Raw genomic sequence first — 16,169 nt, forward strand, 5'->3', positions numbered from 1 at the left:
CGCCTTATTCATCGGTATCCTCGCGTGGAGCAAGCTTGAGAGTCCCTTGACCATCGGCTGGTGATGCCTCGCGTCGTGCCTTCCGCTCGGCAGCGATCTTTGTTTGCCTTTCCCGCTGACGGATCATACGCGTAAGTTTCTTGTCTTCGGTCGGAAGCGCGTCCAACTCGCCGCCCTCTTGCCAGCTTGTCGGCACGCGCCAGAACGTAGAACTCTCCGCAATCGTCATCGTCTTAACGATTGCCGGCCACCAGTTAATGACCAGGGCGCATTTCTTGTAAAATTTCCATCCGGACCATTGCGACCCAAAGAAGCAGACGATCATTCTTTCTTCAAGAAGAGCCAATCTTTCATGGTGCTCTGCCATCATGTTCGTGTCGCCAGAAATGATTACTTGTCCCCCAGCGGCTGCGTAGCGCCGAATCCAGGGGACGTCTGAGCCCTTAAGGTAGTCAGCATCGTCGATTTTAGGCGCATAGTCCCGTGCGCGCTCGATCGTGTATCCACCCGTTAACTTGAGAAATTGGCGCTCATTCGAAAACGACTGGAGAACTCGCACGAGTGCGCTTGGAATATGCTCGTCGAAAGCGACTCTCACTCGATCCCGTGCAGAGCTTCATGAAACCTGACGGCCTCGATAACGTGAGCTTCAGGTATTTCAAACATCTCTGCTACTATTTCTGCGTCTTGTTCCGCTTTGAATGCCTTGGCAATCGTTTCAGCAGGCACCAAGCTCTCAAGGAGAATGGGCTTGCCAAAAGAATGCGCTGGATGGATGATGATGTTCGGAGCGATTTTCGGTCTGGGCTTCCAAGACACTGCATCTCCCCTGGGGTCGAATACGACATCTTTGAGAAGGAAATTTCTGACAATTTCCGGCATCTCGTATTGTTTTAGCTTGAGATCGTAGATGCTCACGGCTTCGTTGAGCCGCTCTATTTCCGCAACAACGCGCCGACCATCGGTTTTGAAGACAGTGTTCGTTGCAAAAGGGTGCGCATGTTCGAGAAGGTTTTTTGCCTCGTTCATAATGGAGCGTATCGCCTTGAGTCGCACGCCGGCATCAATGAATAATGATATAAAGCGAACCTCCATGAGGTTCGTAAAGCTGATCGCAGTCTTATTGCCGATTTTTCCGAGTTGATTCTCGATCATCGGATCCTGAGCGCCTTTGCGCCCCTCGATCCAGACGCGCATTTCGTTCTGCTCTGCCTCGACAAGGCGGGCAGCATCTGGGACCGTGTAGATGCCTGATGAAAGGAGGCCAGGGTGCAGCATCAGCCGCCTCGAGCCTTCCTTGCGAACAATTCTCGGCTCATCGCATACGTTCCTAGCCAAAGACCACGTTCTGCCTGCATGACGTCCTGGATACCGAGTCTCATACCAGCTTGATAGCAGGAACTAGTGCCGAAAGGATAGGTGGTGGGGAACGGCGCGAATGCTTCGACTCGGCCGTCCCTTCGCCGATTTGCGAGGCGTGGACATCACTTTCTCGAAGCTGCCCCCTCACACCGACCGCGTCAGCCCGCCATCGACCCGGATGTTCTGGCCGGTGATGTAGCCCGCGCCTTCCGAGGCGAGGAACGCGATCGTGGCGGCGACCTCCTCGGCGCGGCCGTAGCGGCGCATCGGGACGCCCTGGCGGCGCTCCTCCGTCGCCGGCAGGCTGTCGATCCAGCCGGGCAGGACGTTGTTCATCCGCAGGTTGTCGGCGGCGTACTGGTCGCAGAAGATCTTGGTGAAAGCGGCAAGGCCGGCCCGAAACACCGCCGAGGTCGGGAACTGCGCGCTCGGCTCGAAGGCCCAGGCGGTCGAGACGTTGACGATCGCGCCGCCGCCCTGGCGCACCATCACCGGGGCGACGAGGCGGGCCGGCCGGATCACGTTCATCAGGTAGGTGTCGAGCCCGGCATGCCACTGCGCGTCGGTGATCTCGAGGATCGGCGCCCGCGGCCCGTGGCCGGCGCTGTTGACCAGCACGTCGATGCGGCCGAAGCGATCGAGCGTGCCCTCGACGAGCCGGGTCAGGTCCTCCACCGACTGGTTCGAGCCGGTGAGGCCGAACCCGCCGAGTTCCTGCGCCAGGGCCTCGCCCTTGCCGGACGAGGACAGGATCGCGACCCGGAACCCGTCCTGCGCCAGCCGGCGCGCCGCGGCGGCGCCCATGCCGCTGCCGCCCGCGGTGACGATCGCGACCCTGTCCTCTGCCATGGCGTCCCTCCGGGAAAGATCCGGACGCGACGGTAGTCCGGAACGCAGCGCCCTACAGCCCCCCGTCGCTGATCCGGTACCACGCGATCACCGCCGAGGCGTAGAGGCGGTGCAGGCCGTGCAGCGGCAGCGGCGTGATCGGGCTGAACGGCAGCGGCAGGGCCCCGGCATCGCCGGTGCGGACATAGGCCGCGATCGCCCGGCCCATGCTCGATTGCAGGCCGACGCCGCGGCCCTGGCAGCCGATGTCGATGACGAGGCCCGGTGCCGGCTCGTGCAGGTGGGGCAGGTAGTCCCGGGTGACCGCGACGCGGCCGCACCAGCGGTGGTCGAACGCCACCTCGCCGAGCTGCGGGAACATCTTGCCGACGATCCGCTCCAGATGGGCCCAGTCGGACGCCCCCTTCGGCTCGCGGAACGGACCGCGCCCGCCGAGCAGCAGCCGGCCGGTATGGTCGAGGCGGAAATACAGCAGCAGCTTGCGGGTGTCGGAGGAGACCTGTCCCTCCGGCAGGATCGAGCGGCGCAGGTTGTCGGAGAGCGGCGTCGTCGCGACCTGGAACGAGTTCGCCGCGATGATCGTCTGGGCGAGGCCCGGCCACAGCCCGCCGCTGTAGCCGTTGGTGGCGATCACCACCTTCGCGGTGCGCAGGTGCGGACCGGCCTTCGTCGTCACCACCCAGTCGTCGCCGGCGCGCGCGATGCCCGCGACCGGCGAGTCGGTGTGGATCCGGGCGCCCGCCGCCAGCGCCGCCCGGGCGAGGCCGCGGGCGTAGGACAGCGGCTGGATCGCCGCGCCGCGCTCGTCGAGCCAGCCGCCGCGGTAGCGCGGCGAGCCTGTCAGGCGGTCGGTCTCGGCCTTGTCGAGCAGCCGCACCGGGGCGCCCCGGCGCGCCCATTGCGCGGCGCGCCGCTCGGCCAGGGCCAGCCCCTCGTCGGTGTGGGCGCCCTGGATCCAGCCGGTGCGGGTCCGCGGCACGTCCATCCGGTGGCGCTCGATGAGGTCGAACACCGTGTCGACGGTGCCGGCGCCGAAGGCGGCGAGGCGCTCGCCGCGCTCCGGCCCGAATCGCTCGACCAGTTCGTCGGGATCGTACTTGAGCCCGGGGATGACCTGCCCGCCGTTGCGGCCCGAGCCGCCGAAGCCGATCTCGCGCGCCTCCAGCAGCACCGGCCTCACGCCGGCCTCGGCGAGGTGGAGCGCGGTCGACAGGCCGCAGAACCCGCCGCCGATCACCACGACGTCGGCGCGGCCGGATTCGGTGAGCGGCACGGTCTCGGGGGCCGGGGCGGCGGTGGTGGCCCAGAGCGAGGGCCCGAGGGGGAACGGCTCGGCCATGGCGGGGACTCTCTACAGGGGATTCAGCACCCGGCGCAGGAAGTCGCGGGTGCGCGGATGCTCCGGCTCGGTGAGGACCCGGCGGGCCGGGCCCTGCTCGACGATCACGCCGCCGTCGAGGAACAGCACCCGGTCGGCGACCTCGCGGGCGAAGCCGATCTCGTGGGTGACCACCAGCATGGTCATGCCGTCCTCGGCGAGCGCCCGCATCACGCCGAGCACCTCGCCGACGAGTTCGGGATCGAGGGCCGAGGTCGGCTCGTCGAACAGGATCGCGTCCGGCCGCATCGCCAGCGCCCGGGCGATGGCGACCCGCTGCTGCTGGCCGCCGGAGAGCTGCGGCGGCCGCGCCTCCTCCCGGCCGGCGAGGCCGACCCGGGCGAGGAGGTCGCGCCCGCGCGCCTCGGCTTCCGCCCGCCTCTCGCCCTTCACGAAGATCGGGCCCTCGACGACGTTCTCGAGCGCGGTGCGGTGGGGAAACAGGTTGAAGCGCTGAAACACCATCGAGACCTGGACCCGCACGGCGCGGATCGAGCGGTCGGCCCGGTCGACCCGCCGGCCGTTCACCCGGATCGCGCCGCCGTCGTAGCTCTCCAGCCCGTTGACGCAGCGCAGCAGCGTCGACTTGCCCGAGCCCGACGGGCCGATGACGCAGACCACCTCGCCCCGGGCGACCGACGCGGTGATGCCCTTGAGCACCGGCACCGCGCCGTAGGACTTGCGCACGTCGTCGAGCTCGATCACGGCCGCCCCGTCCGCTTCTCGAAGTGCCGCACCGCCAGGATCAGCGGCAGGCTCAGGCCGAGGTACATCAGCGCCACGAGGGTGAAGACGCTGGTGTTCTTGAACGTCGCCGAGGCGATCAGCTTGCCCTGGAGCGCCAGTTCCGCGACCGTGATGGTCGAGGCCTGGGACGAGTCCTTCAGCATCATGATCATCACGTTGCCGTAGGGCGGCAGCGCGGCCCGGAACGCCTGCGGCAGCACGACCCGGCGCATGGTCAGCCACCAGCCCATGCCGATGGTCTGCGCCGCCTCGATCTGGCCCTTGTCGATCGCCTCGATCGCGGCGCGGAAGTTCTCGGCCTGATAGGCCGAGTAGGCGACCCCGAGCCCGATGATGCCGGCCTGGACCGCCGAGAACGAGACGCCGAAATCCGGCAGCACGAAGTAGATGTAGAACAATTGGACGATGATCGGGATGCCCCGGATCACGTTGATGAAGGTGGCGCTGATCCCCGACAGCAGCCGCACGCCCGAGACGCGCATCATCGCCCAGACGAGGCCGAGCAGCGTCGAGACGACGAGGGAGCCGACCGTGATCAGGATCGTGAGCTGCACGCCCTGGAGCAGGATCGGCACGAACTCGCGCGCATCGGCGAGGAACGCTTGCATGGGGCCGCTCAGGTCGGGTTCGCGGTGGGCTGGAGGCCCCACTTGTCGAGGATCTTGGCGAGTTCGCCGCTCTGCTTGAGCTTGGCGAGCCCGGCATCGATCTTGTCGCGAAGGACCTTGTCCTCCTTGCGCAGGCCGATGCCGACCGAGCCGATCACCACCGGCTTGTAGGATTCGACGAGGCGCAGGTTCGGGAAGTTGCCGAGCTTGATGTTGTAGGCGAGGATCGGCGCGTCGGCGAAGGCGGCCTTGATCCGTCCGGCATTGACGTCGCGCATCAGGTCCGAGCTGGTGTCGTAGACCTTCACCTCGGGGAAGTGGCCGGACTTCTTCAGCGGCTCGACGAAGGCGGTGCCGACCTGGGCGCCGACCGTCTCGCCCTTCAGGTCGGCGAAGGCGGCGTAGTCGCGGGTGTCGGCCTTCGGCACCACCAGCCCCTCGCCGTAGGTGTAGACCGGCTCCGAGAAGTCGATCACCTCCTTGCGCGGCGGGGTGATGAACATCGCGGCCGAGATGACGTCGATCTTCTTCGCCGTCAGCGCCGCGATCAGGGTCGAGAATTGCAAGGGCTCGATCTGCACGGTGAAGCCGGCCTCGCGGCCGATCGCCGTGATGACGTCGACCATCACGCCCTGGATGCTGTTGGTCTTGGTGTCGAGGAAGGTGAACGGCACGCCGGTCGGGGTCGAGCCGACCTTCAGCACGCTCTGGGCTGCGGCGGGCCCGGCGAGGCCGAGGGCGACCGCCGCGCAGGCGGCCTGAACCAGACGCTTCATCGTCGTGCTCCTGTGCGAGAGGCGGAAAGCTGGGGCGGCGCCGGTCGGGAGGATTTCATTGACATGAACATCAGGCCATATTCTCATCGCTGGTGCAACCGAATTTCATGTTCATGAAACAGGCTGACCGAGGGCGAAGGAATGGGCACGAGCTGCCCGCGCTGGCGGCCGCCGACCTCGCGGTGGGCGGGCGGCTGCGGGCGCTGCGCCGGGAGCGCGGCCTGCCGCTCAAGGCGGTGGCGGAGGGGACCGGGCTGTCGATCGGCTTCCTCAGCCAGGTCGAGCGCGGGCTGTCGTCGCCGTCGCTGCGGGTGCTGACCCAGATCGCCGACCTGTTCGGGGTCGGCCTCTCGGCGCTGTTCGGTCCCGAGGCGCCCGAGGCGGCGGGGTTCGTGACCCGGGCGGACGAGCGCGCCGAGCTGACCCTGTGGCGCTCCGGCATCACCAAGCAGCTCCTCACCCGGCCGGACGGCGACGGGGCGTTGAGCCTGTTCCTGATGCGGCTCGCCCCCGGCGCCAGCACCGGCGACGAGATGGTCGCCCATGACGGCGAGGAGGCCGGGCTGGTGCTGGAGGGGCGCCTGTCGCTCACCGTCGAGGCGGCGACCCACGAGCTTGCCGCCGGCGACAGCTTCCGCTTCGCCAGCCGCCGCCCGCACCGCTACGGCAACCCGGCGGCGGCGGGGGATGCGGTGGTGGTGTGGGTGAATGCGGTGCCGGGGCGGGTCCAACTCCCCTTTGTGGGGACGACAGCCGAGGCGACGGGTGGTGCGGACAGGAAGACCTGAGACGAGGCGCACCACGTTCCCGAGAACGCCATTCTTGGGTACACTACCCTGGCAGGAGGTGACGGATGACCCGAAACACGCCGATCGCGTTGAGCGACGATGTCCTGCGCTTCATCGATCAGCAGGTGGAGGACGGCCGTTACGGCTCGGCCAGCGAGGTGGTGCAGGCCGGCCTTCGCCTCCTTGAGGAACGCCAAGTCAGGCTGAGCGCACTTCGTGCCGCGCTGGCCGAGGGCGAGGCCAGCGGCGATTTCCAGGAATTCGACGCCGACCGGTTCCTGGCCGCCATGCGCGAGCCAGCCGAACGTTAAGAGGTGCGCATCCGCCTATCGGCCGAAGCACGGCGCGATCTTGCCGCGATCTGGGCCTATTCCGCCAAGCGTTGGGATGAGGCACAGGCCGACCGCTACGTGCGCTTGATCGCCGAAGGCTTCGAGAATCTTGCCGTCGGCAAGGTTGCCGGACGCAGTGCCGAGGATGTGCGACCGGGCTACCGCAAGCTCGCGATCGGTTCGCACTTCGTCTTCTACCGGATCAGCGGGACCACCACCATCGATGTCGTGCGGATCCTGCATCAACGCATGGATGTCGGCAGGCACCTTTGATCCCGCCGGTGCGACGGCGGGCAGGCGGCACCAATCCAGTCGTCCCCCTCACGACCCCAGCAGCACGTCGAGATCGGCTTCCGTCATCGCCAGCGTCGGCGTGCCGTCGGGGTCGAACAGCGATTCGGCGAGCGCGCTCTTCTTCTCCTTGAGCAGCTCCATCTTCTCCTCGATGGTGCGGGCGGCGACGAGCCGGTGGACGAAGACCGGCTTGTCCTGGCCGATGCGGTGGGCGCGGTCGATCGCCTGCTCCTCCACCGCCGGGTTCCACCACGGGTCGTACAGGATCACCGTGTCGGCGGAGACGAGGTTGAGCCCGGTGCCGCCGGCCTTGAGGCTGATGAGGAAGACCGGGACGCGGCCCTCCTCGAACTCCCGCACGGCGGCCTCGCGGTCGCGGGTGCGGCCGGTCAGCAGCGCGTAGGCGAGGCCGGCCTTGTCGAGGCGGGGGCGGATCAGGTCGAGCATCGAGGTGAACTGCGAGAACACCAGCACCCGCCGGCCCTCCTCGACCAGGGCCGAGAGCAGCTCCTCCAGCCGGTCGAGCTTGGCCGAGCCGGCCTGCCGGGCGCGGGCCTTGGCCTGGCGCGCCTCCAGCTTCAGCAGGCGCGGGTCGCAGCAGGCCTGGCGCAGCTTGAGCAGGGCGTCGAGGATCACGATCCGGCTGCGGGCGAAGCCCTTGGCGGCGATCGCCTCGCGCACCCGCGCGTGCATCGACAGGCGGATCGACTCGTAGAGGTCGCGCTGCGGCCCGTCGAACTCGACCGTCTCGGTGATCTCGGTTTTCGGCGGCAGTTCGGTGGCGACCGCCTCCTTGGTCCGCCGCAGCAGGAACGGCCGCACCCGCCGGGCGAGCAGGCGCCCGCGCTCGGCGTCGCCGCGCTTCTCGATCGGCGTGCGCCAGTTCGACGTGAAGTGGCGCCGCTCGCCGAGCAGGCCCGGGCAGGCGAAGGAGAACAGCGACCACAACTCGCCGAGGTTGTTCTCCAGCGGGGTGCCGCTGAGGCAGAACCGGTGCCCGGCCTTCAGCCCGTGGATGAGCTGCGTCGTGGTGGCGTCCGGGTTCTTGATCGTCTGCGCCTCGTCGAGGAGCACCATGTGCCAGTCCTGCGCGCTCAGCACCTCGTGGTCGCGGGCGATCAGCGGGTAGGTGGTGAGCACGAGGTCGTGCTCGGCGATGGCGCCGAACTGCGCCTTGCGCTCGAAGCCGTGCAGGACGAGGACCCGCAGGTCCGGCGCGAATTTTTCCGCCTCCCGGCGCCAGTTCGCCATCAGGCTCGTCGGCGCGACGACGAGGACCGGCCGGTCGAGGCTCCCGCGCGCCTTCTCGATCGCGATCAGGCCGAGCGCCTGCACGGTCTTGCCCAGCCCCATGTCGTCGGCGAGGATGCCGCCGAAACCGACGTCGCGCAGGAAGGCGAGCCACGCCACGCCCTGCTCCTGGTACGGGCGCAGGGTGGCGCGGAAGCTCTCCGGCAGGGCGACGGGCGGGATGCCGCCGCTGGCGGTGAGGCGCCGGCCCATCTCGCGGATGCGCTCGCCGCCGCGCCAGACGAGGCCCGCCGCCGCGGTCGCGTCCTCGAACTGCGCGAGGCTCGCCGCATCCGCCCGCGACAGCCGCAACAGGCCCTCGGCGGCGGCGCCCCCGAGGGCGAGTTCCCGGATCGCCTCGACGATCGGCACGAGGCGCGCGGCCGGCAGGGCGAGGACGCGCCCGTCCGGCAGCGGCAGGTAGACCGGGGCCTCGCCCTCGGCGCCGTCCGCGAACCGGGCGGCGTCGAAGTCCGGCGCGGCGATCATCGCGACGATCGGCTCGACGAGATCGACCCGCTCGCCGTCGACCTCGACCCCGAGGTCGAGTTCGAGCCAGTCGATGCCAGAGCCCTCGTGGATCTCGGCCTCGACGCGGCCGTCGACCCGCACCACCCGCCCGGGAAAGTCGTCGGCGACCTCGATCGCGAAGCCGGCCTCGCGCAGGACCGGGACGACCCGGTACTGGATCTCGCGCCAGTCCGCCTCGCCCTCCGGCACGAGGTCGTGGACGTGGGCCGGCGGCACCTGCGGGCGGCGCTCGGTCAGGGGGGCGAAGCCGTGCCCGATCAGCCGGCGCAGGGCGGCGCGCTCGGCGGCGGGGTCGCGGGTCGCCGTGACGAGGCGGTCGCCGCTCAGGCGCGTCACGGCCGCGCGCGGCTCGCCGAGGGCGACACGCACCGGTCCGTAGCGGAAGGCCAGCCGCGCCAGCAGCAGCGAATCGGTCGGCGGCCGGAACGCGGTGGTCGAGGAGATGACCATACTCGCCCAGCCCGGCTGCGGCAAGTCGGCCCGGAACAGCCGCAGCACCGGCACCGGGGCGACGCCCTCCAGGCGCTCGGTCTCGCGCGGCGGCGGGCGCAGGGCGGCGAGGTCGGGCGCCCGGCGGGCGAGGGCCGCGTCGAGGTCCGGCACCGCCGCGGCCGGGACCGGCGGCGCGTCGAGGAGGGCGGCGGCGACCCGCGGCGGCAGGCCGCTCTCGACCCGCCCGACCAGCCCGGCCGCGGGGTCGACATAGACCGGCGGCGTGGCGGCGAGCACGAGGCCGTCGCCCTCGATCGCGATCCGCGGCACCGTCGCGGTGTCGTCGAGGGTCTGCCACGTCACCCGCCCCGGCCGCGGCGGGCCCTCCGCCAGGACCGGGCCGTCCACCGCGCCCCAGCGCGCCCGCCCGGTCGCCAGCACCGCCGGCAGCACCTCGCCGGCCTCCTCGCTCGTGAGCGGGACGACGCCCGACAGGTTCCCGTCGCGGGCCCGGGCGAGGACGCGCAGGATGCGCAGGTCGGATGGGCGCAGGTACTTGGCCGGCTGGCGGTTGTAGATCCCGCCGGGATCGACGCCGATGACGGATGTCGACGGCGTGCCGTCCTTGAGCAGGCGGGTCGAGACCGGGCGCAGGCCGAGCCGGTCGGCGCGCGGGGCCCCGGAGATCGGTGCGACGATGTAGATCAGGCGCTGGTTGACCGTCGGCGGATACGCCTCGACGCCGGAGACCTGCGCCTCGCCGAGGGCGTCCAGCCACTGCGCGAGGTCGTAGGGCAGGCCGTCGCGGGAGACGTCGGCCGGACGCAGGCCCGCCGCCAGCAGCCGCTCGATGCGCTGCTCCGGGCTCGGCGGCGGCGGCGCCGTCTCGATCGGTCCCTCGATGTCGAGCCAGAACAGCAGCGCGGCCGCGACGTGCTTGCAGTTGAAGCCGACCGGACAGGTGCATTCGCCCTCGATGATCGGCGGATCCGCGGGCTCGATCGCGATGTACTGGTCGTAGACGTTGCGCCCGCTGCCGCGGACCCGGGTCGAGACGACCTCGACGAACTCGTTGTCGTCGGCCTCGTCGACGAGGCGGACGCGGTTCTGGTCGTAGTATTCCCGGCCGGCGGCCAGGGCCCGCGGGCCGCAGGCCCGGAGGATGTCGTCCTCGGTGAAGCTCATGCTCGCTCGTCATCCGTTGCGCGCGAGACCCGGGACCCTTGACCTGCGCGCCGGCAGGATCAGCATAGGGCGATGTCAGCCGGGGTGAAGGGAAACCGTCCCGTGGAGGATTATCGCGCCGAACTCCTGCGGCAGGTCCGCCTCGTCGACATCGCCACCGGCGAGGCCGCCGCCGCCTGCCTGCCGGGGCTGCTGCGCCGGCTCGCCCGCCACGAGGCGGGGAGCGGGGGCGGGCCGTTCGTGCTGCGGCTGTTCCACCGCTGGCGCCGCAACAGCCTGCGCCGGCAGGTGGCGGAGGCGCGCTGGCACGTCGAGCAGGGCCGCGAGGCCCGGATGAACGGCCTCGCCGGCCGGCGGTGAGGCGCGGCGGTCGATCGAACGGCGAGGCCCTGCGGAGGCAGCCGGCCGCTCCCCGCGCGGATCATCTCACGCGAAGAACCGCGCGTCGGTGTTGCCGGCCCCCGCCGACAGGTCGAGGTTGCCTACGCCCGTCAGCCGGAAGCTGCCGCTCGTGAGGCCATCCCCGCTCGTCACGGTGTAGAGGTCGCCGCCCGACTCGCGCGACAGCACCGCGTCGGCTCCGAAGCCGTAGAACGCGAGCGTGTCCGCCCCGCGCACGAAGTCCGTCACCGTGTCGCCCGCCGTCTCGCCCGCCCGCAGCACGAAGGTGTCCCGGCCCAATCCCCCGGTCAGCGTGTCGGCGCCGCCGCGTCCGTCGAGGACGTTGTTGCCCTTGTTGCCGACGATGAGGTTGGCGAGTGCGTTGCCGGTGCCGCTGAGCGAGGCGCTGGTGCCCATGCCGAGGTTCTCGACATGGTCGCCGAGCGTGTAGCTGATGCCCGTCAGCACCCGGTCCACCCCCTCGCCCGCCTGCTCCACCACCACGTCGTTGATGGTGTCGACGACGTAGGTATCGTTTCCGAGGCCACCCACCATCGTGTCGGCGCCAGCCTTGCCGTCGAGGCGGTCGCCGCGGCTGCCGCCGGTGATGAGGTTGGCCAGATCGTTGCCGGTGCCGGCGAAGGAGCCGGTGCCGGTGGTGGTCAGCGCCTCGACGTTTCCGCCGAGGGTGTAGGCCGACAGCGAGGTCCGCACCGTATCGAAGCCCGCGCCGGCCTGCTCGGTGACGACGTCGCCGGCATCGTCGACGAGGTAGGTGTCGTCGCCGGACCCGCCGATCAGCGTGTCGACGCCGCGGCCACCGTCGAGGCGGTCGTCGCCGTCGAGGCCCGACAGGAGATTGCCGACGTCGTTGCCGATCAGGATGTCGTCGCCGAGATTGCCGCTGGCGTTCTCGATCGTGACGCCGTTGGCGACCGTGAAGCCGCCGGTCAGCCCCTCGGAGGTCGAGACCCAGCCACCGCCGCCGATCTCGTTCCTCAGCGTCGCGGCGCGCAGGTCGATCTTGGCCCGGCTGGTTCCGGCATACGCGATCGTGTCGGTCCCACCCGTGTCCCAGATCGTCGTATAGCCGCGGTTGACGTCGACGTCGTCGCCGAACCGGTAGGTGTCGTCGCCGGTGTTGTGCGAGCGCGCTCCGTAGAGGAATTGCAGGGCGGCGATGTCAATCGCCCCGAACGACCCCGGCTGGGCGTTGACTTCGGTCCCGAAGTCGATCGCTGCCGTGAACGGATTGTCCTCGCCGAGAAACGAATAGGTGTATCCCATGACCGTGTTGATCTGGGAGTTCAGGTAGGTCGTTCCCTGGTCGCCGGGCCAGGACACGCCTGGTAGCGTGGGAAAGATCGAGAATTCATCGTGGGTATGCTTGAGGCCGAGGGCGTGGCCGATCTCATGGAACCAGGTGACGGAGAAAGTTCCGAGCCGGACGGCCGCCGCGGACCCCGCCACGTCGGGGTTGATGCCGACCGCGGTCTCGACGTCGGTGGTTCCCTCCACGGGAACACCGGATTCCCCGCCGCCGCCCTCGTCCAACCTGAAGTTGATGTTGCCGCGTCCGGCGACCTCTTCGAATCTGATATTGGCAAAATGCTCTATCCCGTCGAGGATCTCGCGGTAGAACTGCTTCCAGTCGCCTTCCTCAAAATCCTTGATGCCGTTTCCATTCATGTCGCCGGGCATGAAGCTGTAGGCGATCGCGGGACCGCTCCACGCTCCTCCCAGCATCAAGCCGTCGATGACATTGTTGCCTGAAATTCCTGCCGATCTACCGATGCTGGACATGGAAATATTGATTCCTGATCGAAATAGCACTGACGACGCGCGATGATCAGGGATGGATGTTGATCGGGAGTTACCAAGGGGAAGAAAGCTCTGCCGGCGCGGTTCCGGATCTGGAAGGATCGAGGCCGTCGGCAGGAATGCCCGTCCGTTTCCGTGCGGGGCCGCGCCGGACGAGCTGCGATCCGGGGCGGACGTTCAAGCGACATCGAGCCGGAGCGGCGTTCAGGCCGGACCCCGCCGATCGCGGGCGGTCACTGGTTTCTGATCGATCGCTCGGCGATCCCGGCGGGATCGTGGCGACCGCTACGCGGTTGCTGTCGCGTTGCGGAAGCCGGCCTCGCTCACGCGCAGCTCTCGGCGATGAGCCGGCGCACGAAGGCGGTGCAGGACTCCAGTTCCGCGATCTCGACGTACTCGTCGGCCTTGTGGGCGCGGTCGATCCGCCCGGGGCCGATCACCACCGAGGGCACGTCGCCGAGGCTCTGGAACAGGCCGGCCTCGGTCCCGTACGAGACCTTGGCGTGGCTGTTGCGGCCGGCGAGGCGCTTGGCGAGGGTCACGATCGGCTGGTCCGGCGCCACGTCGAGGCCCGGATAGTCGAGGAGCGGCACGGTCTCGACGCCGCAGGCGGGGTCGACCCGGGCCATCTCGGGCGCCAGCGCGTCGCGCGCGAAGGCGATGGCGGCCTCGGCGAGCGCCTTCGGGTCGTCGGCCGCGATGGCGCGAAACTCGAAATCGACGCTGCAGCGGTCCGGCACGATGTTGAGCGCGCTGCCGCCCTGCACGATCGCCGACAGGCCGGTGGTGTGGGGCACGTCGTAGAGCTCGTCGCGGGCGCCGTCGCGGGCGATCCCCTCGGCGGTGCGCCGGACGTGGTCGATGAAGCGGGCGGCGTACTCGACCGCGTTGACGCCCCGCGGCGCCAGCGAGGAGTGGCACGCGAGCCCCCGGAAAGTGACCCGGGCGGCGTGCTTGCCCTTGTGGCCGATCACCACCTCCATGCCGGTCGGCTCGCCGACGAAGCAGCCCAGCGGCTGCACGCCACGCTCGCGCATGCGGGCGATCAGCGGCCGCACGCCGAGGCAGCCGACCTCCTCGTCGTAGGACACCGCGAGGTGGATCGGCCGGGTCAGGGATGCCGCCGCCATCTCGGGCAGCAGCGCGAGACAGACGGCGAGGAACCCCTTCATGTCCGAGGTGCCGCGGCCGTAGAGCCGGCCCTCGACGGCGGTGAGCCGGAACGGGTCGTGCGTCCAGTCCTGGCCGGCCACCGGCACCACGTCGCTGTGGCCCGACAGCACGTAGCCCGGCCGGTCCGCCGGGCCGATCGTGATCCAGAGCGCCGCCTTCTCGCCGGTCGCGTCGGTGACCCGCTCGACGGCGGCGCCGCAGGCGCGGGCGTGCTCCTCCACGAAGGCGACGAGATCGAGGTTCGAGCACGCGCTGATCGTCCTGAACCCCACGAGGGTGGCGAGGAGATCGACGGGGCCGAGGCGGACGGGAGCGGTCATGGGGGCGTGCGGAACGGAGGGCGAGGAAAACCGGACGAAGCAAGAGGCCGGCCGGGCGGCGCGATTGACGCTGCCGGCGGGCCCGGGCAACCCTCGCACGATCGTTGCTTGCCCGGCCAGTCCTCCCACGGAAATCCCCGCATGAATCGTCCGCCGTTCTCCCGACGCTCCGTGGCCGCCCTCGGCCTCCTGGCCGGCCTCGCCGCCCTGCCCGGCGGCGCCCAGGCCCGCGACCTGCGCGTCGGGCTGTCCGCGGAAGCGACCTCGATGGATCCGCACTTCCACAATCTCGGGCCCAACAACGCCCTGCGCCGGCACGTCTTCGAGGGGCTGATCGGCACCGATCCCGACCAGCGCCTCGTGCCGGCGCTGGCCCTGTCGTGGACGCCCCGGGACGCGACCACCTGGGAGATCAAGCTGCGGCCGAACGTGACGTTCTCGGACGGCACGCCGTTCACCGCCCGCGACGTGGTCTACACCTTCTGCCGCATCCCGCTGGTCGAGAACTCGCCGTCCTCCTTCGCCACCTTCGTGCGGCCGATGGACTCGGTCGAGACGCCCGATCCCCTCACCCTGGTCGTCAGGACCGCCAACCCGCTGCCGCTGCTGCCGACCAACCTGACGGCGCTCGGCATCCTCAGCGCCAAGGCGTCGGGGGCGGCCGAGACCGTGCGCTTCCGCAAGGGCGGCTGCGAGGGCATGGGCACGCCGCCGAAATCGACCGATTTCGGCAACCCCGCGGTCGCGGTCGGCACCGGGCCGTACCGGCTCAAGGAGTACCAGCGCGGCACCCAGGTCGTGCTGAGCGGGAACCCGACCTACTGGGGCGGCGCGCCGGCCTTCGGCACCGTGACGATGAAGCCGATCCCCTCGTCCGGCCCGCGGGTCGCCGCCCTGCTCGCCGGCGACGTCGACCTGATCGAGACCCCGGCGATCCAGGACCTGCCGCGGATCAGGGCGGCCGGGTTCACGGTGACGCAAGGACTGTCGAACCGCATCATCTACATCCACCTCGACCAGTTCGACGGCGCCGGCTGGAAGACCCCGACCATCCGCGGGACGGACAAGAACCCGCTCCTCGACAAGCGGGTGCGCGAGGCGTTGTCGAAGGCGATCGACCGCAAGGCGATCGTCGAGCGGGTGATGGGCGGGGTGGCGCAGCCGGCGGGCGAGTTGCTGCCCTTCCCGCTGTTCGGCACCACCAGGGACTTCCCCGTAGTCCCCTACGATCCCGCGCGGGCGAAGGCGCTGCTGGCCGAGGCCGGCTACCCGAACGGCTTCGAGATCACGCTCGGCACCCCCAACGACCGCTACATCAACGACGAGAAGATCGCCCAGGCGGTGGCGCAGATGTGGACCCGCATCGGCGTCAAGACGAGCATCGACGCCTCGACCGCCTCGACCTTCTTCACCCGGCGCAACAAGTTCGACTTCTCGGCCTACCTCGCCGGCTGGGGCGCCGATTCCGGCGAGCTGTCGAACTCGCTCAACTCGCTGGTGCTGTGCCTGAACCCGGAGGCCGGGCTCGGCTTCACCAACCGCGGCCGCTACTGCAACAAGGAGGTCGACGCGCTCACCGTCGAGGCGATGCGCACCATCGACGATTCCGCCCGCGAGGCGCTGCTGCGCAAGGCCTCGGCGCTCGCGATGGCCGACTACCCGCTGATCCCGCTGCACTTCGAGGTCACGCCCTGGGCCACCGCCAAGGGGCTGAGCTACACGCCGCGGGTGGACCAGTACACGCTGGCGATGGACGTGGTGGCGAAGTGATACCAGCGGTCGTTGAAAGCGACCTTCGGTTGCGTTCTCGGATGTTCGCTAAGCCTCTGGCTTGCGATCGAAAATCCGAGATGGGTCAGGGGCCTGTCGATCTCGGGCTTGCCCGAGATTGAACCGCCCCGG

Annotated in this window: 15 protein-coding genes; 5 read left to right on the plus strand and 10 right to left on the minus strand. The window is 69.6% G+C overall.

Annotated elements, in window-relative coordinates; all coding sequences use genetic code 11:
* Positions 1 to 4 precede the first annotated feature (4 nt).
* The 7 genes from EOE48_RS03520 to EOE48_RS03550 form a co-directional block, all read right to left on the minus strand.
* Complete coding sequence (locus tag EOE48_RS03520; RefSeq protein ID WP_127727396.1) at positions 5 to 598, minus strand: PIN-like domain-containing protein; 594 nt, start codon at positions 596 to 598, stop codon at positions 5 to 7.
* Complete coding sequence (locus EOE48_RS03525; protein ID WP_127727397.1) at positions 595 to 1,278, minus strand: hypothetical protein; 684 nt, start codon at positions 1,276 to 1,278, stop codon at positions 595 to 597. The genes EOE48_RS03520 and EOE48_RS03525 overlap by 4 nt, the downstream gene beginning before the upstream one ends.
* Before the next feature lie 228 nt (positions 1,279 to 1,506).
* Positions 1,507 to 2,211 (minus strand): SDR family oxidoreductase, encoded by a 705-nt coding sequence (locus EOE48_RS03530; protein WP_127727398.1) that lies wholly within the window; start codon positions 2,209 to 2,211, stop codon positions 1,507 to 1,509.
* Positions 2,212 to 2,263: 52 nt separating this feature from the next.
* The gene (locus EOE48_RS03535) at positions 2,264 to 3,550 is read right to left on the minus strand and encodes an NAD(P)/FAD-dependent oxidoreductase (RefSeq protein ID WP_127727399.1); all 1,287 of its coding nucleotides are present in this window, start codon (positions 3,548 to 3,550) and stop codon (positions 2,264 to 2,266) included.
* Between the two features lie 12 nt (positions 3,551 to 3,562).
* Positions 3,563 to 4,294 carry an amino acid ABC transporter ATP-binding protein gene (locus EOE48_RS03540; protein ID WP_127727400.1) on the minus strand — a complete coding sequence of 244 codons (732 nt, stop codon included), beginning with the start codon at positions 4,292 to 4,294 and terminating at the stop codon, positions 3,563 to 3,565.
* Entirely contained in the window at positions 4,291 to 4,944 is a 654-nt protein-coding gene (locus EOE48_RS03545; RefSeq protein ID WP_127727401.1) for an amino acid ABC transporter permease, read from the minus strand. The genes EOE48_RS03540 and EOE48_RS03545 overlap by 4 nt, the downstream gene beginning before the upstream one ends.
* Positions 4,945 to 4,952: 8 nt before the next feature.
* Entirely contained in the window at positions 4,953 to 5,720 is a 768-nt protein-coding gene (locus EOE48_RS03550) for an ABC transporter substrate-binding protein (protein ID WP_127727402.1), read from the minus strand.
* A 113-nt stretch (positions 5,721 to 5,833) separates the two neighbouring features.
* Here EOE48_RS03550 and EOE48_RS03555 point away from each other — a divergent pair, with 113 nt between their 5' ends.
* From EOE48_RS03555 to EOE48_RS03565, 3 genes are all read left to right on the plus strand, one after another.
* Positions 5,834 to 6,508, plus strand: a complete 675-nt coding sequence (locus EOE48_RS03555; protein ID WP_127727403.1) for a cupin domain-containing protein — start codon at positions 5,834 to 5,836, stop codon at positions 6,506 to 6,508.
* Between the two features lie 65 nt (positions 6,509 to 6,573).
* Positions 6,574 to 6,819 (plus strand): type II toxin-antitoxin system ParD family antitoxin, encoded by a 246-nt coding sequence (locus EOE48_RS03560; protein ID WP_127727404.1) that lies wholly within the window; start codon positions 6,574 to 6,576, stop codon positions 6,817 to 6,819.
* A 3-nt stretch (positions 6,820 to 6,822) separates the two neighbouring features.
* Complete coding sequence (locus EOE48_RS03565; RefSeq protein ID WP_127727405.1) at positions 6,823 to 7,113, plus strand: type II toxin-antitoxin system RelE/ParE family toxin; 291 nt, start codon at positions 6,823 to 6,825, stop codon at positions 7,111 to 7,113.
* Between the two features lie 48 nt (positions 7,114 to 7,161).
* Here the strand turns inward: EOE48_RS03565 and EOE48_RS03570 are convergent, their stop codons facing one another.
* Positions 7,162 to 10,572, minus strand: a complete 3,411-nt coding sequence (locus EOE48_RS03570; protein WP_127727406.1) for a DEAD/DEAH box helicase — start codon at positions 10,570 to 10,572, stop codon at positions 7,162 to 7,164.
* 102 nt (positions 10,573 to 10,674) lie between these two features.
* Here EOE48_RS03570 and EOE48_RS03575 point away from each other — a divergent pair, with 102 nt between their 5' ends.
* Positions 10,675 to 10,932 (plus strand): hypothetical protein, encoded by a 258-nt coding sequence (locus EOE48_RS03575; RefSeq protein ID WP_127727407.1) that lies wholly within the window; start codon positions 10,675 to 10,677, stop codon positions 10,930 to 10,932.
* A 66-nt stretch (positions 10,933 to 10,998) separates the two neighbouring features.
* Here the strand turns inward: EOE48_RS03575 and EOE48_RS03580 are convergent, their stop codons facing one another.
* Together EOE48_RS03580 and argE are read right to left on the minus strand one after the other, a co-directional pair.
* On the minus strand, positions 10,999 to 12,699 hold the full coding sequence (locus EOE48_RS03580) for a M10 family metallopeptidase C-terminal domain-containing protein (protein ID WP_246153930.1): 1,701 nt from the start codon (positions 12,697 to 12,699) through the stop codon (positions 10,999 to 11,001).
* A 398-nt stretch (positions 12,700 to 13,097) separates the two neighbouring features.
* The gene (gene argE / locus EOE48_RS03585) at positions 13,098 to 14,267 is read right to left on the minus strand and encodes an acetylornithine deacetylase (RefSeq protein ID WP_127727409.1); all 1,170 of its coding nucleotides are present in this window, start codon (positions 14,265 to 14,267) and stop codon (positions 13,098 to 13,100) included.
* A gap of 141 nt (positions 14,268 to 14,408) precedes the next feature.
* On the opposite strand from argE, the gene EOE48_RS03590 reads away from it, so the two are divergent.
* Positions 14,409 to 16,037, plus strand: coding sequence for an ABC transporter substrate-binding protein (locus EOE48_RS03590; protein ID WP_127727410.1), 1,629 nt, complete (start codon positions 14,409 to 14,411; stop codon positions 16,035 to 16,037).
* Positions 16,038 to 16,169 lie beyond the last annotated feature (132 nt).

Origin of the sequence: Methylobacterium oryzihabitans, assembly GCF_004004555.2 — a bacterium.
Lineage (GTDB): Bacteria > Pseudomonadota > Alphaproteobacteria > Rhizobiales > Beijerinckiaceae > Methylobacterium > Methylobacterium oryzihabitans.

Bases quoted from the DNA above. Each gene is read 5' to 3' on its own strand.
- EOE48_RS03555 (WP_127727403.1), top strand. From the start codon at position 5,834: ATGAAACAGGCTGACCGAGGGCGAAGGAATGGGCACGAGCTGCCCGCG.
- EOE48_RS03550 (WP_127727402.1), bottom strand. From the start codon at position 5,720: ATGAAGCGTCTGGTTCAGGCCGCCTGCGCGGCGGTCGCCCTCGGCCTC.
- EOE48_RS03570 (WP_127727406.1), bottom strand. From the start codon at position 10,572: ATGAGCTTCACCGAGGACGACATCCTCCGGGCCTGCGGCCCGCGGGCC.
- EOE48_RS03590 (WP_127727410.1), top strand. From the start codon at position 14,409: ATGAATCGTCCGCCGTTCTCCCGACGCTCCGTGGCCGCCCTCGGCCTC.
- EOE48_RS03535 (WP_127727399.1), bottom strand. From the start codon at position 3,550: ATGGCCGAGCCGTTCCCCCTCGGGCCCTCGCTCTGGGCCACCACCGCC.
- EOE48_RS03525 (WP_127727397.1), bottom strand. From the start codon at position 1,278: ATGCTGCACCCTGGCCTCCTTTCATCAGGCATCTACACGGTCCCAGAT.
- EOE48_RS03560 (WP_127727404.1), top strand. From the start codon at position 6,574: ATGACCCGAAACACGCCGATCGCGTTGAGCGACGATGTCCTGCGCTTC.
- EOE48_RS03580 (WP_246153930.1), bottom strand. From the start codon at position 12,699: ATGCTGGGAGGAGCGTGGAGCGGTCCCGCGATCGCCTACAGCTTCATG.
- EOE48_RS03530 (WP_127727398.1), bottom strand. From the start codon at position 2,211: ATGGCAGAGGACAGGGTCGCGATCGTCACCGCGGGCGGCAGCGGCATG.
- argE (WP_127727409.1), bottom strand. From the start codon at position 14,267: ATGACCGCTCCCGTCCGCCTCGGCCCCGTCGATCTCCTCGCCACCCTC.
- EOE48_RS03545 (WP_127727401.1), bottom strand. From the start codon at position 4,944: ATGCAAGCGTTCCTCGCCGATGCGCGCGAGTTCGTGCCGATCCTGCTC.